The organism is Burkholderia sp. EMB26, from assembly GCF_024730645.1.
GTDB lineage: Bacteria > Pseudomonadota > Gammaproteobacteria > Burkholderiales > Burkholderiaceae > Burkholderia > Burkholderia cenocepacia.
This window is the reverse complement of sequence record NZ_CP078071.1, coordinates 1,592,150-1,616,372: the sequence shown is the minus strand read 5'-3', so window position 1 is coordinate 1,616,372 and position 24,223 is coordinate 1,592,150. Positions and strand designations below refer to the sequence as shown.

Genomic DNA, 24,223 nt, shown 5'->3' with positions numbered 1-24,223 from the left:
GCGCCTACGCGGCATGGCGCCGGTACAGCGCCAGCGAACCGGCGAGTGCGAGCAGCATCGCGCCGCACGTGCGCTCGAGCCACAGCGCGCCCGCGCGTTTCAACAGCCGCACCGCGCGTGCGCCGAGCAGCGCGTAGCCGAACATCACGACGCCGTCGAGCAGCGCGAACGTGACCGCGAGCGCGACGTACTGCGGCGCGAGCGGCGCGGATGGATCGAGGAACTGCGGCAGGAACGCGGAGAAGAACAGATAACCCTTCGGGTTCGTCACCGCGGTCAGGAAGCTTTTCGCGAAGATCGATGCGTTGCGCTCGGTTGCCGTGCCGTGTTGCGCGGCCGCGACGTCGAGCGCTCCCTTCGACGTCAGCAGCCGGATGCCGACATAGGCGAGGTAGGCGGCGCCGAGCCACTTCACGACCGAGAACCAGAACGCCGACGCCATCAGCAGCGCGCCGAGCCCGAGCGCGACCGCGACGATCAGCACGAAGTCGGACAGCATCGCGCCCGCGAAACCGTAGGCCGCGCGGCGCACGCCGTAGCGCGAGCCGTTGGTCAGCGCGAGCAGCACGGTCGGGCCGGGTGTCGCGATGCCGACGAATGCGACGGCGGCGAAGATCAGCAGGGTCGTTTCATGCATGTTTGAACTCCCGATGGAGGGCGCGCGTTCGATTATCGGGGGCGTCGGCCCTCGCTGTACAGGCGCGGCAGTGAGCGGCGACGGCCACGCCCGAACTATCTCAATTTCGACAAGAAACTGTTGTCATTATTCCGCTTTGGAACGAAACCGGTTCCAACTACCATACCGGCCGCAGCGGGCATGCCCGCCGCGTCGTCGCGCGTGGACGTCGCCGGTCTCGCACCGCCGGCGGATGTCGGCGCCCGCGCGCGCCACTCGCAAACAGCCAGCCAGAACAACGGGCTCACCGCCCGGAGACATACAACATGAACAAGCAACTGATCGCAGCGCCGCTGTTGCTCTCGCTCGCGGGTATCGCCGCCGCGCAAAGCTCCGTCACGCTGTACGGCATCGTCGACGCGGGCGTGACCTATCGCAGCAACGAGCGGGTCGGCTCGGCGGGCGCGTACACCGGGCACTCGAGCGTCGGCCTCACGACCGGCAACCTGTCCGGCAGCCGCTGGGGCATCAAGGGTTCCGAGGATCTCGGCGGCGGGATGCGCGCGCTGTTCGTCCTCGAGAACGGCTTCGACATCTCCAACGGTACGTCCGGCCAGGGCGGCCGCCAGTTCGGCCGGCAGGCGTTCGTCGGGCTCGGCAGCAACCGCTACGGCACGATCACGCTCGGTCGCCAGTACACGTCGCTCGACGATTTCGTGAGCCCGGTGGGCCCATCGTCGTTCATCGGCGGCTTCGGCGCGCACCCGGGCGACATCGACGATCTCGACCAGACCGCGCGCGTCGACAGCGCGATCAAATATACGAGCGCGAACTACTCGGGCTTCACGTTCGGCGCGCTGTACGGCTTCGGCGGCCAACCGGGCAGCATGAAGCAGCGCAACACGTGGAGCGTCGGCGCCGCGTATGCGGCGGGGCCGCTGCGCGTGGGTGTCGGCTACGAGCGCTCGGACAACAGCAAGACGGGCGCGACCGATCCGACGGCGGGCAAGTGGCAGAGCACCGATGACGGCCTGTTCAATTCGTCGATCAACGAAGGCTATGCGAGCGCGCAGTCGCAACAGGTGATCGCGACGGGCGCGACGTACGACTTCGGCCCGGCCGTCGTCGGCGTGAACTACAGCAACGTGCAGTACCGCAGCGGCGCGCAATCGCTGTTTTCCGGCCATGCGACGTTCAACGTCGCCGGCGTGTTCACGCGCTGGAACGTGCAGCCGCAGACGCAGCTGTTCGCCGGCTACAGCTACACGCGCGGCAGCGACGTCGACGGCATCGACAACCGCGCGCAGTATCACAACGTCACGCTCGGCGCGGTCTACGACCTGTCGAAGCGCACCAGCGTGTACCTGCTCGGCGCGTACCAGCATGCGTCCGGCACGACGCTCGACGCGCTCGGCCGGCCGGTGGCCGCGACCGCGTCGGTGTCCGACAAGGCGAACGGTCACTCGTCCGATTCGCGCTCGCAGGCGATCGTGAGCCTCGGGCTGCGCCAGAAGTTCTGACGCGGCGGTCGTTGCGCGTGCAACGGGGCCCGCGGCCGATGCGGGTCACGTTGCATGCATGCTTCTATACTGTCGCCTCGCTTTTCGAGGAGACGACATGACCCGAACGCTTTCCGCGCGCTGCCTGTGTGGCGCCGTGACCGTCACGCTGCGCGGCGAGCCGGCCGCGCGTGCGAACTGTCATTGCGCGACCTGCCGCGATTTCTACGGCACGCCGATGCTGTCCGCGACCGCATGGCCGCCGGAGCAGGTGACGATCGACGGCGGCCACGCGACGTTTCCGCATCCGTCGAAGTCGATGGCGCGTACGTGGTGCGCAGCGTGCGGCGAGATCGTGTTCGGGACGAACCGGCTCGGCATGCGCGTCGTGCCGAACAGCCTGACCGCGCGGGCGCACGGCGGGCCATTGCCCGGCCACCTGCAGCCGACGATGCATCTGTTCTACCGGCAACGCGTGCTCGACGTCGTCGATGCGCTGCCGAAATACGTCGACGGCTGGGATGGCCCGACGCTCGATCCGGCGAACTGAACGATCGCCGCCGCGTGCCGGTACGGCCGGCGCGCGGCTTTCCCCGCTGCATTCCGCTTTCCTTCCTGTTTTCCCTTCCTTGCACGAAATCGCAAACGCCGGGCTCGCCGGATAATATTTTTTCCCTTTCATTTTAATTTCTATTTGTAATAATCAAAACGATCGCCGGGGAATGAAAAAAGCAATGCGCTCATATCAGAAAAAATGACGCATTGGCATTGGATGACCCGGAAGAAAATGCCGGGGAATGCGCCGCGACCGCGTGGCTGGCAGGCCGTCGTGGCGCGGGTTCGCAGATTTTTCGATCATTGACGAAAAAGCGCCGGACGGCAAAAGGCGTGCAGTGAATAATTCGGGGTAACGGCGAATGCGCATTTGCCTGAATCACCAATATTTCATGCGCCGCGATTTACAGTGTCGACCATGGTTCGTCTGGGAGCATTATTCATGTCAATGAAACAAATCCGCGCGGTGTTGCTGGGAATGTGCATGGCGATGCTGGCGCCGGCGAGCCACGCGCAGGCGCAATACTCGACCGACTGGCTCGCGAACACCTACGGCACGCTCGCCTCGCACGTCGGCAACGGCGCGCGCTCGATGTGGGTCGCGCCCGAGGGCGTGATCTACACGGCGTCGCGCTGGGACGAGAACGCGGGCGGCGTCGCGATCTACCAGAACGGCCAGCCGCTCGGCACGATCGGCATCCACGACGAATTCCAGGGCGGCGCGATCACCGGCAATTCGACGTCGCTGTTCGTCGCGCTCGGCTACAACCGCACGTTCGGCAGCGGCTCGGTGGGCCGCTACAACCGCAGCACCAACCAGCGCGACCTGCGCATTCCGGTCAGCACGTGGACGGGCATCCAGTATGCGGACGTCATCACGGGCCTCGCGACGGGCGGCAACCTGCTGTACGTGAGCGACTTCTACGGCAACCGCGTGCGCGTCTATACGACCGATGGCGTGTGGCAGCGCGACATCGGCGTCACGGGGCCCGGCGCGCTGGCGCTCGATGCGGCCGGCAACCTGTGGGTCGCGCGCAAGAGTGCGGGCGTCGTCGCGCAGTTCAGTCCGACCGGGACGGCGATGAACACGCTGCAGATGGCGGCCGGCGCGCGGCCGGCGTCGCTGTACTTCGATGCGTCGATGGGCCGCCTGATGGTGGGCGACGAAGGGCCCGACATGAACATCAAGGTGTACGGCGGGCTGCCCGGGCGGCCGGTGCAGGTCGGCACGTTCGGCGTGCAGGGCGGCTATCTCGACACGACGACGGGCATCAAGGGGCAGGTCGGCGACAAGCGCTTCACGCGCGTCGCGGCGCTCGGCAAGGATGCGGCCGGCAACCTGTACGTGCTGAACAACGCCTGGGGCGGCGGCTGGGATCTCGGCCGCAACGGCAGCACCGATCTGCATTCGTACAGCCCGGTCGGCACGCTGCAATGGAAGCTGCAGGCGCTGAACTTCGAGGGGATCGCCGCGCCCGATCCCGCGACGGACGGCACGTTGTTCTTCAGCGGCAACAACGTGTATACGGGCACCGCGGGCGGCACGTTCGTCGCGAACACGGTCGATCCGTTCACCTATCCGAAGGACCCGCGCCTCGACATGAACGACTATCAGCGTGGCCAGCACTTCGGCCAGCTCGTGACGGTCGGCGGCAATCGGATCCTCGTTGCGTCGGGCCAGAACCCCGGCAACTTCAACTTCTATTACTTCAACACCGCGAGCGGCTACATCGCGATTCCGGCCGGCTCGCTGCCCGGCAAGCCGTTCAACACGACGCTGCAGGTGACGGCCGGTTTCGACATCGACGGCAACGGCGACGTGTGGGCCGGACTGAACGGCGCCAACGCGATCACGCGCTACCCGATGACGGGCTTCGACCCGACGACCGGCAAGCCGTCATGGGGCAAGCCGGTGACGACCGCCGTGCCAGGCAGCGTGGCGCCCGTGACGCGCATCATCTACCAGGCCGACAGCGACACGATGATTCTTGCGCAGGGCCTCGCGGGCAACTGGGACTGGACCGCGATGAACGGGCACATCGAGGTCTATCACGGCTGGAAGAACGGCAACACGAGCACGCCGAACCCGGTGATCAACCTGACGAGCGCGAACCCGAAATCGATCGCGGCCGCCGGCCACTACCTGTTCGTCGGCTACGTGCACACGGTGCCGAACATCGACATATTCGACCTGAACACCGGTGCGTTCGTCACGACGCTGACGAACTCGAACCCGTCGGCGATGGACGTCGGCAACGACGTCGATTCGATGTACGGCGTGCGCGCATACCTGCGCTCGACCGGCGAGTACGTGATCACGAAGGACAACTACAACGGGTCGAGCATCGTCGTGTATCGCTGGCGTCCGTGACCGCGCCGGCCGCGCGGGCCGTATCGACCGGCGCGGCCTGATCGTCAGGGCGCGCCGAGCACGCGCCCGTTCACGCTGCGCCCATACATCGAGTCGGGTGAATCGTGGAACTTCGCGCGCGTGTCCTGCACGGAACCCGTGAAGCGCGGGTCCTGCGGGCGTTCGTGGCTGTCCATGAAGGTTGCCACGTCCCACGCTTCCTGATCGGTCAGCGTGCCGCCGAGCCCGAGCGGCATGTTGGCCTTGATGAAGCCGGCCGCGTTGCGGATGTCGCCCATCCCCGCGCCCCAGTTGAACGAGCGCGCGCCCCACAGCGCCGGGAACACCGGTTTGCCGCCGCTCGACTGGCCCTGGCCGTCCGCGCCGTGGCACAGCGCGCAGTGCTGCGTGTAGACGGCCGCGCCGCGTGCGTAGTCGGCCTTCTGCGCCGGCGGTGGCAGTTTCGGGAACCCCTGGCCCGGCAGCTTCGTGCCGACCGGCGCACCCTTCGCGAGCCAGTACGAATAGGTTTCGAGCGCGACCAGGATCGGATCGCCGGCCGGCGGCGCCTTGCCGTTCATGCTGTAGCGGAAGCAGCCCTGCAGGCGCTCGGCGAACGTGTTCACGTGGCCGTTCTTGGCGCGGTACGCCGGATACAGCAGGTAAGCGGCCCACATCGGGCTCGAATCGGGCCGGCGGCCCGCATCGAGATGGCAGCTCGCGCAGGTCAGCTTGTTGCCGACGTACTTGCCCGCGAACTCGGGCGTGTGCAGGAAGATCTGCTCGCCGAGCCTGACGGTCTTGCCGAAGTCGTCGGCGGGGATCGCGGATTCGGGCGGCGGCGTGAACGGTTTCGCCGCCGGCGCGGCGGCGGCGGCGGGCGCGGGCGGGGGGGCGGAAGCGGCGGCCGGTGCGTCCTGCGGTGTCGCCCCGAACGCGAGCGCGGGCAGCCACGCCGCGCCGAGCAGCGCCGTGCGGGTGCGGCGGATCAGCGTCGTGCGATCGGTCATCGCTTGTCTCCTTGCGCGGCGCCGCCGCGTGCATAGTAGGCGGCCACCGCGTCGATGTCGGCGTCGGACAGCTTGCCGGCGATCATCGGCATCAATCCCATCGGCCCGGGCGGCCGCGTGCCGTGTTGCCAGCCGTGCAACTGGCCGGCGAGATACGCGGCCGGCTGCCCTGCGAGCGGCGGAAACGCGGTGCCGACGCCGAGGCCGCCGGGGCCGTGGCATTGCGCGCACGCGGGCAGGCCCTGCGACCAGCGCCCGCGCGTCGCGAGCCACGCGCCGGTGTTCGCCGGATCGATCGACGCGTCGTCGGGGGTGAAGACGCCGGCCGGCGCGGGCAGGCTTGCGAAGTACGCGGAGACCGCGTCGCGCTCGCGCGGCGACAGCAGTTTCGAGAGCGGCTGCATGACCGGATTCTGGCGGCTGCCGTCCGCGAACGCGGCGAGCTGCGCGGACAGGTACGCGGCGTTCGCGCCCGCAAGGCGCGGGAAGCCGGCCGCCGCGTTGCCTTCGCCCTGGCTGCCGTGGCAGCCGATGCAGGCGGCGACGCCCGTCGCCGTGCCTTGTGTCGCGATCGTCTTGCCGGACGCCGCGTCGTCCGCATGCGCGTGGCCGGCCAGCAGCGCGGCCGCGGCGAGCAGCAGCGGTGCGAACCGGCGTCGCGATGGTTCTCGCCGTCTAGCGACCCTGTCGTTCACGTGTCCCCTCCTTGTTGTGTATGTGGCGCGCGCGCCGTGCAGCGGCCGGACCGTCAGCTTGCGGCAGGCACGTCCTGCGCCGGCGCGAGATGCGGCGTCGGCTGGTTCGCATCATATCGGCCGAAGCCGTAGCGCCGGAAAATCCCGAACGCTTCGGGCGACCGGATGAACGCGAGCCATGCACGCGCCGCTTCCGGGTGCGGCGCGTCCTTCACCATCGCGCCCGCGTAGATCGCCGTCGTATTCTGCTCGGCCGGAATGTCGACGTGCATCAGCGGATGCCCGACCTGTTCCTGGAACGCCGCTTCGGACTGCCACAGCACACCCGCGTCCGCGCGGCCCTGCATCAGGAACAGCGCGGTTTCCCGATGGTGGATATGCGTGAGCTCGGCCGTGCCGGCGCGCACCTTGTCGTCGTAGACGGCGCGTGCGAGCGCGTCGCCGCCGGCTTTCACGAGCGACGCGCGGATCTGCCGCGCGACGCCTTCGAAGGCCGGGTTCGGCATCGCGAGCGTCACGTCGGGCCGCGCGAGATCGCCGAGCGTCGCGATGCGTTTCGGATTGCCGGCGCGCACCATGATCGTCAGCTGGTTCGTCACGTACGGCACGGCCGGGCCCGCGAGCGTGCCGTCCGCGATCAGGTCGTTGATCTTGCCGAGCCCCGCGAAATACGCGTCGGGCTTGACCGTCCACGTCATGTTGCCGACGGTGATCGTGCCGCCCGCGTGGATCTGCTTGACGAGCAGGCCGGGCGGAATCGTTTCCCAGTAGATGCGGCCGCGATACTCGGGATGGTCTGCCTCGAACTTCGCGACGAGCGGTGCCATCGCGAAGAAGTAATTGCCGCCGACGTACAGCACGAGCTTCGGCGCGGTGAGGTCGCCGTGGAAATCGGCGAGCACGTCGACTTGCGGCACCGTGAATTCGAGGCCGCGATGGATCGCGTCGTTGTTGCGGCCGTCCTGCCACGGCGGAAAGAGGCGTGCATCGGTGTCGGCGGGGGCGGCGAGCGCAAGCGCCGAGGCGCAGCACAGCCACGCGGCCAGCACGGCGCGCGGCGTGCGCGGGCGGCGGCGCGCCGTGGGCGATTGCCGGGGCGGTTCCATCTGGATCGAGGTCATCGCGGTGCTCATTTCGCGTACGTGAAACCGGCCTGCTGCAACTCGGGCAGCGTGCCGACCGCGCCCGGCGTGACGATCGCGGACGGAATCACGTGGTTGGTCAGGTCGGCCGCGAGTGCGTCGAGCGGCAGCTTGTCCGGGTTCGCATTCGCGCCGTCGAGCCGTTCCGCGAGTTCCCAGATCGCGTTGTGGCACGACAGGAACACGACGCCACGCTGCTGCAGCGCGGCGATGCCGTTGTCATGCGACGAGAATGCGCCGTCCGGTAGTTCGTGGCCCTGTGCGCCTTTCGCTTGCGCCGGTTTGGCGTCGAGCAGCGTGTTGGTCGGGAACGCGGCGCCGGCGAATTTCGCGAGGCCGTATTTGTCCCACGCGATCCGATCGAACAGCGCGAGATGCGCGCTGCCGTGAGTGGCCGACACGACGAGGAAATCCGGATGGCCGTACGACCAGATCTGCGCGTTCAGCGAATTGCGCATCAGGTTCAGCCACGGGCCGCCGAGCTCGGTGTTGTCCCACACCTGCTTCGGGCCGCCGCGATAGCCGATGACTTCGGTGAGCGCCGCGTGGTCCCACTGGTCGGGGCGCTCGAGGATCATCGGCACCGTCTTGAAGTCGCGCCGTCGCGGGGTTGCCGCGAGGCGGCGCGTGAGGTCGGCGAGGCGCGCGGCGCCGCCGGGCAGCAGCGTGCCGGTGTCGGGCGCCGCGGCGTGCGCGGGGCGTGTCGCCGCGAGCAGGGCGGTGCCGGCCGCGAGGCCGAGTGTCTTGAGTGCGTCACGGCGCGCATGCCGGTCGGACATCGAGCTCTCCCAGATCGTTTTTGTGGGGGCGAGCTGCATCGCCGTGCCGCAGCGCTGCGTCGCCATCGCGTAGCCAGTCTAGGGGCGCGCGATCGATACCGGAAATCGCGATATCGGATGGGAGCTATTCGAGGGCCCGATGATTGACCGCGAGGCAGGCGCCGCCGCGTTGCGCGGCGACGTGAAGGCGGCAGGCGTTGCGCGACCGACGGCTGCTGCGCCGGCGTCGGCCGCGCGCGGACGTCAGAACGATACCGTCGTCGTCAGCGTGACGAGCCGCGGCTCGCCGACCGCGACGATCAGGTTGTTGTTGCTCGACGGATAGTAGGTCTTGTCGAGCAGGTTCTTCACGTTGAGCTGGAAGCGGGTCGGGAATTTGCCGATCGTCGTTTCGTACGCCGCGAACGCGTCGACGCTCACGTAGCCGGGCAGCGTGAAGCTGTTCGCGGTGTCGCCGGAGCGGGCGCCGACGAGACGCGCGCCGCCGCCGACGCGCCAGCGCCCGGGCAGGTTCGCGATGGCCGTGTCGTACACCGCGAACAGGCTCCCCGTGTGGCGCGCGACGTTGACGAGCGGCGTGTTGCTGTCGCGATCGTTCGCGTTCGTGTACGCGTAGCTGCCGATCACGCTCAGGTGGCGCGTGATCTGCCCGGCGACGTCGAGCTCGATCCCGCGCGAGCGGGCGGTGCCGATCGTCGACGTGATGTCGTCGACCGTGACCGCGACGTTGCGCTTGTCGATCTGGTACACGGCGAGCGTGCCCGTGATCGCGGGCTTCAGGCTGAACTTCAGCCCGGCCTCGAGCACGCGGCCGTATTCCGGCGCGAGCGGCGCCGCGACGTTCGACGCGACGTTCGGCTTGAACGAGCGGCTCACGTTCGCATAGGCGGTGAGCGCCGGCGTGAGCGCATACGCAAGCCCGAACTGCGGCAGCCAGACGCTGCCGCGCGAGCGGTCGGCGAACACGAACGGCCGGCCCATCCCCGATTCCTGCTGCCAGTTCTCCCAGCGCAGCCCGCCTACCGCGGTGAGGCGGTCGGTGATCTTCACCGAGTCCTGCACGATCGTCGAATACGCATGCACGACCGAGCGCGAATCGCTCTGCTTCGGGTTCGGCACGCCGCCCGGCGCGAGCAGCCCGTACACGGGATCGTAGAGATTGAAGCCCGTCGTGGCCTTGCCGCGGATCGTGTCGCCGCGGAAGCTGCGCTGCCGCTCGTATTCGCCGCCGACGTAGATCGCGTGCTGCATGCCCGCGAGCGTCACGTTGCCGAGCAGGCCGAGCGTCGCGATCTGGTCGGAATCGTTGCGCCCGAGGTTCGCATCCGACGAGCGCGTCAGCGCGCCGGTCCTGCTGTTGAACGCGGTGGCGCGGGTGATGAATTGATCGTAGCGGTCCCGGCCCCAGCCGTAAGTGGCGCGCACGCGCCATGCATCCGAGAAGCGGTGCTCGATGCGGGTACGCAGCGTTTCCTGGATGCCGCTGCTTTGCGACCACGCCTCCTCGTAGCGGCGATAGCGCAGCGCATCGTCCGGCCGGCCGTTCACGAGCACGGTGCCGCGGTCGAACGGCATCGTGTAGTCGACGTACTGATAGCTGACGTCGATCGACGTGTTCGCGTCGTGCCACGACAGCGCGGGCGCGATCAACGCGTTGCGTTCGCGGCCGAAGCTGCGCCAGTAGCGGCTCGTGTCGTATTCGCCGGTCAGCCGGAAGGCGAGCGTGCCGCCCGCGACCTGGCCCGGGCGGCCGAGCGGCCCCGTGAGATCGAACTGCGCGTTGCTGCCGCCGTGGCTCGTGCGCGACGCGGAGATCGAGCCGCCGAACGTGTCTTCCGGCTTGCGCGTGACGAGGTTGATCACGCCGCCCGGGTCCTGCATGCCGTACAGCAGCGAAGCCGGGCCCTTCAGCACTTCGACGCGATCGATCGTCGCGAGATAGCTGTGCAGCACCGGCGTGCGCACGCCGTCGACCAGCACCGAGCCGTCGTTGTTCGAGCCGAAGCCACGCTTGATGAATGCGTCGCGCGTGCCGCCGAGCGTGTTCGTCTGCGTGACGCCGCTGATGTTGCCGAGCACGTCGTCGAGCGAACGCGCCTGCTGGTCCTGCATCACACTGCTGCTGACCACCGCGACCGACTGCGGAATTTCCTTCAGCGCGCGGTCGTCGCCGCCCGCGATGCTCGTCGTGCGCGGCTGATAGCCGACGGTTGGATCGACGGCGGCCGACGCGCTGACGTTGATCGCCGGGAGCGCGTGTTCGGCGGCCGGCGCGGCGTCGGGCGCGGGCGCAACGGGTTCGGCGCCGGCCGCATGCGCGCCGCTCGCGACGCACAGGGTGAGCAGGGCAGGCAGGCGCGTGCGCCACGGACGTGTGGTCCGGGCGCGGCAGGGCGTTCGACGGGATGGCATGAATCGATGCAGGAAGAGGAATGCTAAGGATCGTGTTGCGGGCCGCGGCATTGCGTGGCGACCAGGGTGCGCATGATATATGTAATGAGAATCATTTGCAATTGTAATGGGATGGCCGGCCACGTGCGGCGCTCGGTTGCCGGCCCGTCGGCCGTCTGCTACCGTAGCGGCCAAAATCAGACGCAGTGAAATTCAACGAGAGAGCCGGGGGCCGCACCATGTCATCTTCCTGTCACGTCGCGTTTCGCGCGACGCCACGCACCGCGCGCGAGCGTGCGGGCGATGAAGTGATCGCAGCCGTGTACCGCCATTCGAACGATTAAAGCAACGGAAGCGAATTCAACCGGCGTTGCGCCGGGCTTCGATGACTTCAACCACCACGCTAGACGGGAGACCACCCTTGAAGAAGATTTCCGCGCCGGTCGCGGCGGCCGCGCTCGCGGCCTGCACGCTACTGGCGGCCGTCCACCCGGCCGCTTGCGCGGCCTCGGCCGCCGAACCCGCGATCGACGCGCATTACGGCGCCGTGATCGAGGCCTACACGCAGGACATGGCCGCCGCGAAGACGAAGTACGACGGCAAGCGCCTCGCGTTCGTCGGCGCCGTGATCCGGATGGGCGGCGACCCGGGCGGCACGTACTTCGGCGCGCTGACGGCCGACGGCGAGCAGTTCGACACGCATTTCGACGTGGCCGACCAGGACGCGTTGAAGCCGAAATTTCCCGGCGGCGAGATCAAGCCGTTCGTCACGTCGGCGGCGTTCCGCTTCAGTTGCGTGAACGAAGGCTATATCGATGCGCCGGTGCTGCCGGGGCTGAAGCTGTCGCATTGCCGGCTCGCCGATTGAGTCGAGCGATGGGCGGGGGCCGGCGTGCGAGGGTCGAGCCCGCTCGGGCTGCAGCAGCAACCGCTCGATCACGCGCCGGGCGCGATCTTTTGATTGATGGCCGGGCAGGATGGGCCATCGATCGTTTCCAGTATGGTGATTGGCCGCCGCGTGCCGGGCGGCCCGCCCGCGGATCTACAGATCGAGTACCAGCAGGTCGGTTCGCGATCGCGAGCAGCACGGCATGAACTGGTCGCCGGCTGCTTTTTCCTCGTCGGTCAGATACGCGTCGCGATGATCGGGTTCGCCTTCGAGCACGCGGGTCACGCACGTGCCGCACACGCCTTGCTCGCACGACGTCAGCACGTCGACGCCGTGCGCCGCCAGCGCCGCGATCACCGTGCATTCGGCCGGCACGTCGATCACCTTGCCGCTGCTCGCGATCCGCACCTGGAATGCGCGATCGGCGCCGGACGACACGACCGCGCCGCCGAAGAACTCGTAGTGCAGCCGCGTTTCTCCCCAGCCGCGCTCGCGTGCGGCGTTCAGCACCGCATCCATGAAGCCGCGCGGGCCGCATACGTACAGATGCGTGCCGTCGGGCGCACCCGCCAGCACGGCAGCGAGATCGAAGCGTTGCGCGGGATCGCCGTCGTCGACGTGGAAGCGGACGCGATCGCGAAACCCGGCCGCGTTGATCCGCTCGACGAAGGCCATGCGATCGGCCGAACGCGCGCAGTAGTGCATGTCGAACGGGATGCCGGCCGAGCACAGCCGTTCGGCCATGCTCAGAATTGGCGTGACGCCGATCCCGCCGGCGAGCAACAGATGGTGCGGCGCATCGGACGCGAGCGGGAATTGATTGCGCGGCATGCCGATTCGCACGGTATCGCCTTGCCGGACTTCGTCGTGAATCGCGCGCGACCCGCCGCGGCCGTCGGCCTCGCGCAGCACCGCGATCTGATAGCGATCGCGTTGCTCCGGATGGTTGCACAGCGAGTACTGGCGCACGAGCCCGCCCGGCAGATGCACGTCGATATGCGCGCCGGCGTCGAAGCGCGGCAACGGCGAGCCGTCATCGCTGACCAGTTCGAAGCCGCAGATGTCGCGCGCTTCGTGCCACTTGCGGGCGACCCGGACCGCCAATGTCGCGTCGCTCATGACGCCTCCCGGGCGTGCGCGACCGGAATCACGGGCCGCTGCGGGCGCGCCGCGTTTTCTTCCGCGAGCAGCCGGTCGATCACCTTGCGCGACAGCACGCCGCCGGCGTCGATGTTGAGCTTGAGGAGCGTGCGTTCGGGCCACTGTTCGAGATTGCGCTGCTGCCGCTCGAGCATCTCGAGATCCTCCGCAAAGATCTTGCCCTGGCCTTCGCGGATCTCGGCGGTCAGCGCGCGATCGTCGGGCCGGAAGTTGCGCGCCATCCCCCAGAAGTACCAGATCGACGTGTCGGTCTCGGGCGTGATGAAGTCGACCACGATCGACGACGCCTTCTTGTCCGCCGGCGCATCGTAGCCGCCGTGGCCGGCATGCGCGACGCCCACTTCGATCATCACGTGGCTCGGCGGCGTGAAGCGGCAGATCTGCCAGCGGTCGACCGGCACGTCGTCGGCGAGCCCGTTGCCGCGCAGCGCCATCCGCCAGAACGGCGGCGGCATCACGTTCTCCATGAAGCGGCTCGTGACGACTTCGTCGCCGTGGCTCGTCGTCTTCGGCGGCGCTTCGTCGATTTCCTTCTGGCCGATGCTCGACGCATGCACATAGGTCTCGTGCGTAAGGTCCATCAGGTTGTCGATCATCAGCCGGTAGTCGCAGCGGATGTGATACAGGCCGCCGCCGTGCGCCCAGGCCGGATCCTCGGCCCAGGCCAGCGCCGGCAGTTTGGCGGGATCGGCTTCGGACGCATCGCCCGGCCAGACCCACACGAAGCCGTACCGCTCGACCGCCGGGAAGCTGCGAATCGACGGAAACCCGCCGACCCGCTGGCCCGGCATGCCGGCCGTCTTGCCGTTGCAGCCCATTTCGAGCCCGTGATAGCCGCACACGAGCACGCCGTCGCGCACGACGCCGAGCGACAGCGGCGCGCCGCGGTGCGGGCAGAAATCCTCGAGCGCCGCGACCTGGCCGTCCGTCGCGCGGTAAAGCACCATCGATTCGTTGCAGATCTTGCGGCCCAGCGGCTTGCCGTCGATCTCGTCAGGCGTGCACGCCACGTACCACGCGTTCTTGAGAAACATGTTCCTTGTCTCCTTCGGGACGGTGCCGCCGGGGATGCGGCCCGATCTTAATTCCGTGTACTGAATGAGATTCAGTGTACTCATTGAGATTGGCGGAAACAAGGCGAGCGGTATACTGGTTTTCCCGCGAAATGGCGCGAGGCAGCGCCATGCCGACGGCGCGCGCAACCGGCGCGCACCGCCTATGTCATCGACTCATTCATGGAAAAAACGACTCCCGCCGACCTGCCGGCTTTCCCGATCGACCTGTACGACGAACCCGGGCACCTGATCCGGCGCGCGCACCAGATCGCGGTCGCGATGTTCTACGAGAAGCTGGGCCGGGACGTGACGCCCGTGCAGTACGCGGTGCTGCGGATGCTGTACGAGAATCCGGGGCTCGATCAGGTGACGCTCGCGCAGCGGGTGGCGCTCGACACGTCGACCACGGCCGATCTCGCGGTGCGGCTCGAAGCGAAGGGATTGATCGTGCGCGAAGTGCTGCCGCGGCGTCAGCGGCGCCTGCTGTTGACGCCGGCGGGCGTCGAGCTGCTCACCCACCTGATTCCGTCGGTGACGGAGTTGCGGGCCGGGCTGTTCGACGGGATGGGCGACGACGATTCGCAGGAACTGATGCGCCTGCTACGCAAGTTCGTGCATTTGAACAACGAGCAGAGCCGCGCGCCGCTGCGGGTCAGCGAGGATTCGTAGCGGCTGCACACCGGTGCTCCGCCCGACCGCAGAGAAGCCGCGGCGGGGCAGCGGGCGTGCCGCCCACCGGCGTCACCCGCGTGACGCTTGCCCTTCCAGCCGCCGCACGGCTTCGGCCACTTCGTTCCTGAAGCGCACGAGCGCCGCCTGTTCCGGCGCCGGCGGCTGCACGGCGGCCCACAGCATGTCGATCAGCTGCGTGGCCGTCGTTTCCGTATCGAGCTTGCGGTGCCCGAGGATCGCATCCCACAGCACGTGCTCCATCGGCCCGAACACCATCGAGCGCAACAGGCTCAGCGGCAGATCCGCGCGAACTTGCCCGGCCGCCTGGCCGCGTGCGAGCACGTCCATCAGCGGCGCCGTGTAGCGGCGCTGCAGCGCGGTAAGCTCGTCGCTCAGTGCGTGCTGTTTCGCGCGGCCTTCCGACAGCACCAGCGCGCACAGCCCCGTGCCGTTCACGAGCATCAGCCGCAGGTGGGTGCGCACGATGAACGCGAACTGCTGCTGCACCGATGCCTCCCGTGGCATCCCGTGTTCGAACGCGGCGATGATTTCGTCGTACCAGTCCGCGATCACGCGCGCGCACAGCTCGCGCTTGCCGCGGAAATAGCTGAACACCGTCGCCTCCGACACCCCCACGCGCTGCGCGATTTCGGCGGCAGTCGCATGCTCGTAACCTTTTTCGGCGAACACGTCACGGCCGGCGCGCAGGATGTCCTGCACGCGCTGCTGGGATTTGCGCCCGGCGGGTGCGCGCGGCGCATCGGCGCGGTCGGCTTTGGCGGTGGCGGTCATGGTGTCGGCGGGAGCGGCTGTCATGCTCGCATCATATCTGAGTATCACTCAAAAAACTATTGACGCCGAGCCCGGCGAAGCGCGAAACTGTGCAAAATATCCGCTGTATTGGTCAATGAATCGGCGTATTCATTCGATTTGAGCGAAACTCAGAAATCGGTGAGTGCGACACACTTTCTGGAGACGGAGGAGACATGATCAACCTGCCCGGCGTGCAATTCATGCTCGGTGAAGACATCGAGATGCTGCGCGACGCCGTCGCGACGTTTGCGGCGAAGGAAATCACGCCGCGCGCGGCGGAGGTCGACCGCACCGACCAGTTTCCGATGGATCTGTGGAAGAAGTTCGGCGATCTCGGCGTGCTCGGCATGACCGTCTCCGAGGAATACGGCGGCGCGAACATGGGCTACACCGCGCACATGGTCGCGATGGAAGAGATCTCGCGCGCGTCGGCGTCGATCGGCCTGTCGTACGGCGCGCATTCGAACCTGTGCGTGAACCAGATCCATCGCAACGGCACCGAAGCGCAGAAGCAGAAATACCTGCCGAAGCTCGTGTCGGGCGAACACATCGGCGCGCTCGCGATGAGCGAGCCGAACGCCGGCTCCGACGTCGTCAGCATGAAGCTGCGGGCGGACAAGCGCGGCGACCGCTACGTGCTGAACGGCACGAAGATGTGGATCACCAACGGCCCCGATTGCGACACGCTGGTCGTCTACGCGAAGACCGATATCGAAGCCGGCCCGCGCGGCATCACCGCATTCATCGTCGAGAAGGGGATGAAGGGCTTCTCGGTCGCGCAGAAGCTCGACAAGCTCGGCATGCGCGGCTCGCACACGGGCGAGCTGGTGTTCCAGGACGTCGAAGTGCCGGAAGAGAACATCCTCGGCCAGCTCAACGGCGGCGTGAAGGTGCTGATGAGCGGCCTCGACTACGAGCGTGCGGTGCTGTCGGGCGGCCCGACGGGCATCATGGCCGCGTGCCTCGACGCCGTGGTGCCGTATATCCACGACCGCAAGCAGTTCGGCCAGGCGATCGGCGAATTCCAGCTGATCCAGGGCAAGGTCGCCGACATGTACACCACGTTCCAGGCGTGCCGCGCATACCTGTATGCAGTGGGCCGCCACCTCGACTCGGCGGGCAGCGACCACATTCGCCAGGTGCGCAAGGACTGCGCGGGCGTGATCCTCTACACGGCCGAGAAGGCGACGTGGATGGCCGGCGAGGCGATCCAGATCCTCGGCGGCAACGGCTACATCAACGAATATCCGGTCGGCCGCCTGTGGCGCGATGCGAAGCTGTACGAGATCGGCGCCGGCACGAGCGAGATCCGCCGGATGCTGATCGGCCGCGAGCTGTTCGCGGAAACGATGTAACGCCCCACGTCACGCGAACGGAGCCTTGTCGATGCCGATCATCGAATCGAAACTGAACCCGCGTTCGGAAGACTTCCGCGCGAATGCCGCCGCGCTCGAGGCGGTCGTCGCCGACCTGCGCGCGAAGATCGAACAGCTCGCGCAGGGCGGCGGCCAGGCCGCACGCGACAAGCACCTGTCGCGCGGCAAGCTGCTGCCGCGCGACCGCATCGCGCAACTGCTCGATCCGGGTGCGCCGTTCCTCGAGTTCTCGCAGCTCGCCGCGAACGGCATGTACAACGACGACGCGCCGGGCGCGGGCGTGATCACCGGGATCGGCCGCATCGCCGGCCGCGAATGCGTGATCGTGTGCAACGACGCGACGGTCAAGGGCGGCACCTACTACCCGATCACCGTGAAGAAGCACGTGCGCGCGCAGGAGATCGCCGCGGAAAACCGGCTGCCGTGCGTGTATCTCGTCGATTCGGGCGGCGCGAACCTGCCCAACCAGGACGACGTGTTTCCCGATCGCGATCACTTCGGGCGCATCTTCTTCAACCAGGCGACGATGTCGGCCGCGGGGATCGCGCAGATCGCCGTCGTGATGGGCTCGTGCACGGCCGGCGGCGCCTACGTGCCGGCGATGAGCGACGAATCGATCATCGTGAAGGACCAGGGCACGATTTTCCTCGGCGGGCCGCCGCTCGTGAAGGCCGCGACCGGCGAGGAAGTGAGCGCCGAGGATCTCGGCGGCGGCGACGTGCATACGCGCCTGTCGGGCGTGGCCGACCATCTCGCGCAGAACGACGCGCATGCGCTGTCGATCGCGCGCAACATCGTCAGTCACCTCGCGCCGAAGATCGCGCCGCCGGTCGCGCTGCGCGAGCCGAAGCCGCCGCGTTACGACGCGAAGAGCCTGTACGGCGTGATTCCGGTCGATACGCGCAAGCCGTTCGACGTGCGCGAGGTGATCGCGCGCATCGTCGACGATTCGGAGTTCGACGAATTCAAGGCGCGCTACGGCACGACGCTCGTCACCGGTTTCGCGCACATCTGGGGCCATCCGGTCGGGATCGTTGCGAACAACGGCATCCTGTTCTCCGAATCGGCCGTGAAGGGCGCGCATTTCATCGAGCTGTGCTGCCAGCGCAAGATTCCGCTCGTGTTCCTGCAGAACATCACGGGCTTCATGGTCGGGCGCAAGTACGAGAACGAAGGCATCGCGCGGCATGGCGCGAAGATGGTGACCGCCGTGTCGAACGCGAAGGTGCCGAAGTTCACGGTGATCATCGGCGGCTCGTTCGGCGCCGGCAACTACGGGATGTGCGGTCGCGCGTTCGGCCCGCGTTTCCTGTGGATGTGGCCGAACGCGCGCATCTCCGTGATGGGCGGCGAGCAGGCCGCGTCGGTGCTCGCGACCGTGCGCCGCGACGGCATCGAGGCGAAGGGCGGCGCATGGTCGCCGGAAGAAGAGGAAGCATTCAAGCAGCCGATCCGCGACCAGTACGAACGCCAGGGCCATCCGTATTACGCGAGCGCGCGGCTGTGGGACGACGGCGTGATCGACCCCGCGCAGACGCGCGACGTGCTCGGGCTCGGCCTCGCCGCGTCGATGAACGCGCCGATCGACGACACGCGCTTCGGCGTGTTCCGCATGTAACGCCCGGGAGGACTGACCGATGCGATACGAAACGATCAAGGTAAGCGAAGCCGGCCGCGTGGCGACCGTCACGCTCGCGCGTCCCGACGTGCGCAATGCGTTCAACGAGACGACGATCGCCGAGCTGACCACCGCGTTCGAATGGCTCGACGCGCACGAAGGCGTGCGCGCGGTCGTGCTCGCCGCGGAAGGTGCGGCATTCTGCGCGGGCGCGGACCTGAACTGGATGAAGAAGATGGCCGGTTACTCGGACGACGAGAACCGCGCCGATGCGCGCAAGCTCGCGCGGATGCTCGAAGCGATCCATCGCTGCGGCAAGCCGGTGATCGCGCGCGTGCATGGCGATGCGTATGCGGGCGGCGTGGGCCTCGTCGCGGCGGCCGACATCGCGATCGCCGCCGACGGCGTGAAATTCTGCCTGTCGGAAGCGCGGCTCGGGCTGATTCCCGCGACGATCGCGCCGTACGTCGTGCGTGCGATGGGCGAGCGCGCGGCGCGCCGCTATTTCACGACGGCCGAAGTGTTCGACAGCGCGCGTGCGGCGTCGCTCGGCTTCATTCACGACGCGGTGCCGGCCGACGCGCTCGACGAAACGGTCGCGAAGCTGGCGGCGACGCTGGTCGCGAACGGCCCCGACGCGGTGAAGGCGTGCAAGCGGCTCGTCGCCGACGTGGCCGGCCGCGCGCTCGATGCGACGCTGATCGAGCAGACCGCCGACTGGATCGCGAAGACCCGCGCCGGCGCGGAAGCGCGCGAAGGGATCGCGTCCTTCCTCGAAAAGCGTACGCCGTCGTGGCGTGAATGATCGCGTGACCTCAACCTTCCGGACGACATCGAAGCCATGTTCGACAAGATTCTGATCGCCAACCGCGGCGAAATCGCGTGCCGCGTCGCCGCGACGTGCAAACGTCTCGGGATCGCGAGCGTCGCCGTCTATTCCGACGCGGATGCGAACGCGAAACACGTGGCCGCATGCGACGAGGCCGTGCACATCGGCGGTTCGGCCGCGGCAGACAGCTACCTGCGCATCGAGCGCATCATCGACGCCGCGCGTGCGACCGGCGCGCAGGCGATTCACCCCGGCTACGGCTTTCTGTCGGAGAACGAGGATTTCGCGCACGCATGCGAAGCGGCCGGCATCGTGTTCATCGGGCCGCCGGTCGACGCGATCGCGGCGATGGGCTCGAAGGCCGCCGCGAAGGCGCTGATGCACGCGGCCGCCGTGCCGCTCGTGCCCGGCTATCACGGCGACGACCAGGATGCGGCCAACCTGCATCGCGAAGCCGACGAGATCGGCTACCCGGTGCTGCTGAAGGCGAGCGCGGGCGGTGGCGGCAAGGGGATGCGCGTCGTCGAGCGCTCCGAGGACTTTCCCGCGGCGCTCGCATCGTGCCAGCGCGAAGCGGCAAGCAGCTTCGGCAACGATCGTGTGCTGATCGAGAAATACCTGACGCGCCCGCGCCACGTGGAAGTGCAGGTGTTCGGCGACACGCTCGGCAATACCGTGTACCTGTTCGATCGCGACTGCTCGGTGCAGCGCCGTCACCAGAAGGTGCTCGAGGAAGCGCCGGCGCCGGGCCTGCATGAGGACGTGCGCCAGGCGATGGGCGAAGCGGCCGTCGCGGCCGCGCGCGCGGTCGGCTATGTCGGCGCGGGCACCGTCGAATTCATCATGACGGGCGATGCGTTCTACTTCATGGAAATGAACACGCGCCTGCAGGTCGAGCATCCGGTGACCGAGATGGTCACGGGGCTCGATCTCGTCGAATGGCAACTGCGCGTCGCGTCCGGCGAGCCGCTGCCGCTGAAGCAGGAGGAACTGCGCGTGCGGGGCCATGCGCTCGAGGCGCGCCTTTACGCGGAGAATCCGGCGCGCGGCTTCCTGCCGTCGACGGGTACGCTGAAGCATCTGCGGCTGCCGGCCGGCGTCGAGTTCGACATCGGCGCGGCGGTGCGCGTCGACAGCGGCGTGCGCGAAGGCGATGCGATCACGCCGTTCTACGATCCGATGATCGCGAAGCTGATCGTCCACGGCGCGGACCGCGCGGAAGCGCTGGGGTTGATGCTGCGTGCGCTGCGCGCGTGCGAAGTGGTCGGCCTGCATACGAACGCGGCATTCCTGCAGCGGATCGTCGCGTGCGAGCCGTTCGCGACGGCCGATCTCGACACCGGCCTGATCGAGCGCAACCACGATGCGCTGTTCGCGCCGCGACAGCCGCCGCGCGCGACGCTCGCGCTCGCTTGCGCGGCGCTGCTGGCACGCGAACGCGCTGCGGCGCCGGCCGCATCGCCGTGGGCCGCGCTGCCCGACTGGCGGCTGAACGGCGGCTATCGCCGCACGCTCGAGTGGCATGCAATCGATCGCGAAGCGGACGTGACGGTCACGTACGAGGACGACGGCGCCGGCGCGCGCATCGCGATCGGCGACGCGGCCGCGCAACCGTTCGCGTGGACGCGCGGCGCCACGCCGCTCGATTTCGACGTGACGCTTGGCGACGTGCGCAGCAGCGGCCGCGTGTATGCGGACGGCGACACGTTCCATGTGTTCACGCAGGGCGCGGCCGAAACGTTCGAATGGCGCAACCTGCTCGCGCATGCGGGCGACGCGGAGCAGGGCGGCGGCCGCCTGACCGCGCCGATGCCCGGCAAGGTGATCGCGGTGCTGGTCGAGCCGGGCCAGAAGGTCGAAGCGGGCACGCCGCTGATCGTGATGGAAGCGATGAAGATGGAGCACACGATCGGCGCGCCGAGCGCGGGCGTCGTCGCGGAAGTGTTGTACGGCGTCGGCGACCAGGTCGCGGACGGCGCGCAGTTGCTGATGATGGCGGAAGGCTGATCGGCAGCGTTGCTGCCATACGCGGGCCGGTTGCAGCGGCGGCCGGCCCGCAAGAAAGCGCGTCGCGATTCGCCGTGTGTTCGTCGTCGCGGCAGCACGGCTGCGGTATCGAGCACACGCGAAGCAGTACGCGTGGCCAACGAAAATCTTTCGAACGACTTACGGTCTTCGTCGTTCCTGCCATCTCTCTTCGTGCCGCGCGCGGCACGCCCCTCGATCTTCCCGCCACTCGACACCGTCGTGTAACAAGTCGAACATAGCATCTCGGCGTCGATATGACCGGCGCGGGGTTCGCGTCCGCGTCACGTCATCATCCTCACGGAGAACCGTTATGCGAACGTCGGCCCTACGGCCTTTCGCAGTCGTCGGCCTGATCGCGCTGACCGCGCTGCTCGGCGCCTGCAACGACGACCTGACCGCACCCGCCGCGCCCGTCGCGCAGCAGAAGGCCGCGTGCGGCGGCGCCGTGGTCGCCACCGCGCAGATGCGCTGCCCGCCGGGCTTCACCGCGCCTGCTTCGTCGCCCGCTTCCTGATACCGGCCGTTTCCACCAGAAAACCCATCAAGAGCAACCAGCATGGCCACTCATTCGCGACGCGATTTTCTGAAGTTCTCGGCCGGCCTCGCCGGCGCGACCGCCGCCACCGCACTGCTGCCGGAATCGATCCGCAAGGCGCTGGCGATCGAGCCGAACACCGTGACGGGCACGATCCAGGACGTGCAGCACATCGTCGTGTTCATGCAGGAGAACCGCTCGTTCGACCACTACCTCGGCCACCTGAGCGGCGTGCGCGGCTACAACGACCGCTTCCCGGTCACGCTGCCGAACGGCAAGCCGGTGTGGTTCCAGCCGCGCCAGGAAGACAAGTCGAGCGTGATCGCACCGTTTCGCTACGACACGACCAACCCGGGCGTCAACGCGCAATGCATCGGCGGCCTGCCGCACACGTGGGCGACGACGCACGGCGCGATCGACAACGGTCGCGCGGATCAGTGGGCCGTGCAGAAGTCGAACATGACGATGGGCTATCACGTTCGCGACGACATCCCGTTCCATTACGCGCTCGCGGATGCGTTCACGGTGTGCGACAACTACTTCTGCTCGATTCCGGGCAACACGCACCCGAACCGCATGTACCTGATGACGGGCATGGTCGATCCGCTCGGCACCGGCGGCGGCCCGCTGCTCGACAACACCGACTACATCGACAACCAGTTCGACAAGATCCAGTTGCCGCCCTTCAGCTGGACGACCTACCCGGAACGCCTCGAAAAAGCCGGCATCTCGTGGCAGATCTATCAGCAGGGCACCGGGTTCGACAACTTCACCGGCAACTACGGCACGAACATGCTGGCGTGCTTCAACAACTTCGTGAATGCGCCGGCCGGTTCGTCGCTGCAGACGCGCGGGATGAGCACGCGTCCGATCACGCAGCTGAAGGCCGACGTGCAGGCGAATGCGCTGCCGCAGGTGTCGTGGCTGCTGCCGCCCGCCGCGTATTCGGAGCATCCGAAGTTCACGCCGCTGTATGGCGCGTACTACCTGTCGACGATCCTCGATGCGCTGACGTCCAACCCGGACGTGTGGAGCAAGACCGTCCTGCTGATCATGTACGACGAAAACGACGGCTTCTTCGACCACGTCGTGCCGCCGTCGGCGCCGACGCTGCCGGGCTCGGGCATGAGCACCGTGGACGTGTCGCTCGAGCGGCACAACGTCGTGACCGCCACGCAAGCCGGCACCTATTCGGCCGACAATCTGCCGTACGGGCTCGGTCCGCGCGTGCCGATGTTCGTCGTGTCGCCGTGGTCGAAGGGCGGCTTCGTCTGCTCGCAGGTGTTCGATCACACGTCGGTGCTGCAATTCATCGAGAAGCGCTTCGGCGTGGTGGAGACCAACATCTCGCCGTGGCGCCGCGCGATCTGCGGCGACCTGACGTCGGCGCTCGACTTCTCGAAATCGGATGCGACGCTGCCGACCCTGCCGAACACGCAGGCATATGTCGCGCAGGCCGACCTGCAATGCTCGCGCGCGTCGTCGCAGACCGCGCCGGCCAGCACCGCGCAGCAGGTCGTGACCGCGCAGGAACCGGGCACGCGGCCGGCGCGCGCGCTGCCGTACGAGTTGCATGTCACCGGCCAACTCCAGGCACAAGGGTATGCGCTGACGTTCGCGAATACCGGCACGCAGGGCGCGCACTTCTGGGTCTATACGGGCGACCCCACCGCGATGCCGCGCCGCTATACGGTCGAAGCGGGCAAGCAACTGACCGATACGTGGGCGCTCGATGCGAACGGCAACTACCTGGTGAGCGTGTGGGGGCCGAACGGTTATTTCCGGCGCTTCGCGGGTTCGGCGGCGGCGGATGCCGCGGCCAAGCCTGAAATCACACCGTGCTACGACACCGCGAACGGCGACGTGTACGTGACGATCGCCAATGCGGGCACGAGCCCGCTCACGGTCACGGCGACCGATGTCGCGTACGGCGGCGCGGCGCGCACGCTGACGGTTCCGGCCGGGCAGCGTATCGAAGCGCACTGGGACCTGTCGTGCAGCAGCCACTGGTACGACCTGCAGTTCGCGGTGGCGGGCAATGCCGGCTGGACGCGCCGCATCGCGGGGCACGTCGAGACCGGCAAGGCCAGCATCACCGACCCGGCGGCCGTCGCGCCGACGATCACGGCGATCTGACGACGGTAACCGATGCGACGACGGGCCGGCCGGTTGTAACCGGCCGGCCCGTCGCGTTTGCCAATCGATGATGT

Annotated in this window: 20 protein-coding genes; 11 read left to right on the top strand and 9 right to left on the bottom strand. The window is 67.9% G+C overall.

Annotated elements, in window-relative coordinates; all coding sequences use genetic code 11:
- Positions 1 to 4 precede the first annotated feature (4 nt).
- Positions 5 to 637: a LysE family translocator gene (locus KU887_RS24020; RefSeq protein WP_006490064.1), complete on the bottom strand. Its 633-nt coding sequence runs from the start codon at positions 635 to 637 to the stop codon at positions 5 to 7.
- Between the two features lie 305 nt (positions 638 to 942).
- On the opposite strand from KU887_RS24020, the gene KU887_RS24015 reads away from it, so the two are divergent.
- From KU887_RS24015 to KU887_RS24005, 3 genes are all read left to right on the top strand, one after another.
- A complete protein-coding gene (locus KU887_RS24015; RefSeq protein ID WP_006495147.1) occupies positions 943 to 2,136 on the top strand; it encodes a porin in 1,194 nt (397 codons plus the stop codon).
- A gap of 97 nt (positions 2,137 to 2,233) precedes the next feature.
- Positions 2,234 to 2,665, top strand: coding sequence for a GFA family protein (locus KU887_RS24010; RefSeq protein ID WP_059720886.1), 432 nt, complete (start codon positions 2,234 to 2,236; stop codon positions 2,663 to 2,665).
- A 447-nt stretch (positions 2,666 to 3,112) separates the two neighbouring features.
- On the top strand, positions 3,113 to 5,041 hold the full coding sequence (locus KU887_RS24005; protein WP_258255632.1) for an SMP-30/gluconolaconase/LRE-like region family protein: 1,929 nt from the start codon (positions 3,113 to 3,115) through the stop codon (positions 5,039 to 5,041).
- A gap of 44 nt (positions 5,042 to 5,085) precedes the next feature.
- On the opposite strand, the gene KU887_RS24000 is transcribed toward KU887_RS24005, so the two are convergent.
- From KU887_RS24000 to KU887_RS23980, 5 genes are all read right to left on the bottom strand, one after another.
- Positions 5,086 to 6,030 carry a c-type cytochrome gene (locus tag KU887_RS24000; RefSeq protein ID WP_062910312.1) on the bottom strand — a complete coding sequence of 315 codons (945 nt, stop codon included), beginning with the start codon at positions 6,028 to 6,030 and terminating at the stop codon, positions 5,086 to 5,088.
- Positions 6,027 to 6,725 carry a c-type cytochrome gene (locus KU887_RS23995; RefSeq protein ID WP_058903519.1) on the bottom strand — a complete coding sequence of 233 codons (699 nt, stop codon included), beginning with the start codon at positions 6,723 to 6,725 and terminating at the stop codon, positions 6,027 to 6,029. The genes KU887_RS24000 and KU887_RS23995 overlap by 4 nt, the downstream gene beginning before the upstream one ends.
- A gap of 53 nt (positions 6,726 to 6,778) precedes the next feature.
- Positions 6,779 to 7,846, bottom strand: a complete 1,068-nt coding sequence (locus tag KU887_RS23990) for a substrate-binding domain-containing protein (protein ID WP_062911391.1) — start codon at positions 7,844 to 7,846, stop codon at positions 6,779 to 6,781.
- 8 nt (positions 7,847 to 7,854) lie between these two features.
- Positions 7,855 to 8,646, bottom strand: a complete 792-nt coding sequence (locus tag KU887_RS23985; RefSeq protein WP_258255631.1) for a transcriptional initiation protein Tat — start codon at positions 8,644 to 8,646, stop codon at positions 7,855 to 7,857.
- A gap of 243 nt (positions 8,647 to 8,889) precedes the next feature.
- Positions 8,890 to 11,058: a TonB-dependent siderophore receptor gene (locus KU887_RS23980; RefSeq protein WP_084751820.1), complete on the bottom strand. Its 2,169-nt coding sequence runs from the start codon at positions 11,056 to 11,058 to the stop codon at positions 8,890 to 8,892.
- A 400-nt stretch (positions 11,059 to 11,458) separates the two neighbouring features.
- On the opposite strand from KU887_RS23980, the gene KU887_RS23975 reads away from it, so the two are divergent.
- The gene (locus tag KU887_RS23975) at positions 11,459 to 11,905 is read left to right on the top strand and encodes a hypothetical protein (RefSeq protein WP_258255629.1); all 447 of its coding nucleotides are present in this window, start codon (positions 11,459 to 11,461) and stop codon (positions 11,903 to 11,905) included.
- A gap of 174 nt (positions 11,906 to 12,079) precedes the next feature.
- Here KU887_RS23975 and KU887_RS23970 read toward each other — a convergent pair whose 3' ends face one another.
- On the bottom strand, positions 12,080 to 13,045 hold the full coding sequence (locus KU887_RS23970) for a PDR/VanB family oxidoreductase (RefSeq protein ID WP_258255627.1): 966 nt from the start codon (positions 13,043 to 13,045) through the stop codon (positions 12,080 to 12,082).
- A complete protein-coding gene (locus KU887_RS23965) occupies positions 13,042 to 14,121 on the bottom strand; it encodes an aromatic ring-hydroxylating dioxygenase subunit alpha (RefSeq protein WP_258255626.1) in 1,080 nt (359 codons plus the stop codon). Before KU887_RS23965 ends, KU887_RS23970 begins: the two co-directional genes overlap by 4 nt.
- A gap of 201 nt (positions 14,122 to 14,322) precedes the next feature.
- Between KU887_RS23965 and KU887_RS23960 the strand changes: the two genes are divergently transcribed.
- Positions 14,323 to 14,811, top strand: coding sequence for a MarR family winged helix-turn-helix transcriptional regulator (locus KU887_RS23960; RefSeq protein ID WP_006483226.1), 489 nt, complete (start codon positions 14,323 to 14,325; stop codon positions 14,809 to 14,811).
- Positions 14,812 to 14,883: 72 nt separating this feature from the next.
- On the opposite strand, the gene KU887_RS23955 is transcribed toward KU887_RS23960, so the two are convergent.
- Positions 14,884 to 15,630 (bottom strand): TetR/AcrR family transcriptional regulator, encoded by a 747-nt coding sequence (locus KU887_RS23955; protein ID WP_006493419.1) that lies wholly within the window; start codon positions 15,628 to 15,630, stop codon positions 14,884 to 14,886.
- 170 nt (positions 15,631 to 15,800) lie between these two features.
- Between KU887_RS23955 and KU887_RS23950 the strand changes: the two genes are divergently transcribed.
- From KU887_RS23950 to KU887_RS23925, 6 genes are all read left to right on the top strand, one after another.
- Entirely contained in the window at positions 15,801 to 16,982 is a 1,182-nt protein-coding gene (locus tag KU887_RS23950) for an isovaleryl-CoA dehydrogenase (protein WP_006480547.1), read from the top strand.
- 31 nt (positions 16,983 to 17,013) lie between these two features.
- The gene (locus KU887_RS23945) at positions 17,014 to 18,621 is read left to right on the top strand and encodes a carboxyl transferase domain-containing protein (protein ID WP_048987838.1); all 1,608 of its coding nucleotides are present in this window, start codon (positions 17,014 to 17,016) and stop codon (positions 18,619 to 18,621) included.
- 19 nt (positions 18,622 to 18,640) lie between these two features.
- Entirely contained in the window at positions 18,641 to 19,426 is a 786-nt protein-coding gene (locus tag KU887_RS23940) for an enoyl-CoA hydratase/isomerase family protein (protein WP_006483238.1), read from the top strand.
- Positions 19,427 to 19,462: 36 nt separating this feature from the next.
- Positions 19,463 to 21,457, top strand: a complete 1,995-nt coding sequence (locus KU887_RS23935; protein ID WP_006483240.1) for an acetyl/propionyl/methylcrotonyl-CoA carboxylase subunit alpha — start codon at positions 19,463 to 19,465, stop codon at positions 21,455 to 21,457.
- A 331-nt stretch (positions 21,458 to 21,788) separates the two neighbouring features.
- Positions 21,789 to 21,992, top strand: a complete 204-nt coding sequence (locus KU887_RS23930; RefSeq protein WP_006483229.1) for a hypothetical protein — start codon at positions 21,789 to 21,791, stop codon at positions 21,990 to 21,992.
- Positions 21,993 to 22,034: 42 nt separating this feature from the next.
- Positions 22,035 to 24,149: a phosphocholine-specific phospholipase C gene (locus KU887_RS23925; protein ID WP_060210938.1), complete on the top strand. Its 2,115-nt coding sequence runs from the start codon at positions 22,035 to 22,037 to the stop codon at positions 24,147 to 24,149.
- Positions 24,150 to 24,223 lie beyond the last annotated feature (74 nt).

What these genes read in the sequence shown, in the direction of transcription:
- KU887_RS23950 (WP_006480547.1), top strand. Translation starts at nt 15,801, where the DNA reads ATGATCAACCTGCCCGGCGTGCAATTCATGCTCGGTGAAGACATCGAG.
- KU887_RS23945 (WP_048987838.1), top strand. Translation starts at nt 17,014, where the DNA reads ATGCCGATCATCGAATCGAAACTGAACCCGCGTTCGGAAGACTTCCGC.
- KU887_RS24000 (WP_062910312.1), bottom strand. Translation starts at nt 6,030, where the DNA reads ATGACCGATCGCACGACGCTGATCCGCCGCACCCGCACGGCGCTGCTC.
- KU887_RS23970 (WP_258255627.1), bottom strand. Translation starts at nt 13,045, where the DNA reads ATGAGCGACGCGACATTGGCGGTCCGGGTCGCCCGCAAGTGGCACGAA.
- KU887_RS23990 (WP_062911391.1), bottom strand. Translation starts at nt 7,846, where the DNA reads ATGACCTCGATCCAGATGGAACCGCCCCGGCAATCGCCCACGGCGCGC.
- KU887_RS24020 (WP_006490064.1), bottom strand. Translation starts at nt 637, where the DNA reads ATGCATGAAACGACCCTGCTGATCTTCGCCGCCGTCGCATTCGTCGGC.
- KU887_RS23925 (WP_060210938.1), top strand. Translation starts at nt 22,035, where the DNA reads ATGGCCACTCATTCGCGACGCGATTTTCTGAAGTTCTCGGCCGGCCTC.
- KU887_RS23955 (WP_006493419.1), bottom strand. Translation starts at nt 15,630, where the DNA reads ATGACAGCCGCTCCCGCCGACACCATGACCGCCACCGCCAAAGCCGAC.
- KU887_RS23960 (WP_006483226.1), top strand. Translation starts at nt 14,323, where the DNA reads ATGGAAAAAACGACTCCCGCCGACCTGCCGGCTTTCCCGATCGACCTG.
- KU887_RS24015 (WP_006495147.1), top strand. Translation starts at nt 943, where the DNA reads ATGAACAAGCAACTGATCGCAGCGCCGCTGTTGCTCTCGCTCGCGGGT.
- KU887_RS24005 (WP_258255632.1), top strand. Translation starts at nt 3,113, where the DNA reads ATGTCAATGAAACAAATCCGCGCGGTGTTGCTGGGAATGTGCATGGCG.
- KU887_RS23965 (WP_258255626.1), bottom strand. Translation starts at nt 14,121, where the DNA reads ATGTTTCTCAAGAACGCGTGGTACGTGGCGTGCACGCCTGACGAGATC.
- KU887_RS24010 (WP_059720886.1), top strand. Translation starts at nt 2,234, where the DNA reads ATGACCCGAACGCTTTCCGCGCGCTGCCTGTGTGGCGCCGTGACCGTC.
- KU887_RS23935 (WP_006483240.1), top strand. Translation starts at nt 19,463, where the DNA reads ATGTTCGACAAGATTCTGATCGCCAACCGCGGCGAAATCGCGTGCCGC.
- KU887_RS23930 (WP_006483229.1), top strand. Translation starts at nt 21,789, where the DNA reads ATGCGAACGTCGGCCCTACGGCCTTTCGCAGTCGTCGGCCTGATCGCG.
- KU887_RS23980 (WP_084751820.1), bottom strand. Translation starts at nt 11,058, where the DNA reads ATGCCATCCCGTCGAACGCCCTGCCGCGCCCGGACCACACGTCCGTGG.
- KU887_RS23985 (WP_258255631.1), bottom strand. Translation starts at nt 8,646, where the DNA reads ATGTCCGACCGGCATGCGCGCCGTGACGCACTCAAGACACTCGGCCTC.
- KU887_RS23940 (WP_006483238.1), top strand. Translation starts at nt 18,641, where the DNA reads ATGCGATACGAAACGATCAAGGTAAGCGAAGCCGGCCGCGTGGCGACC.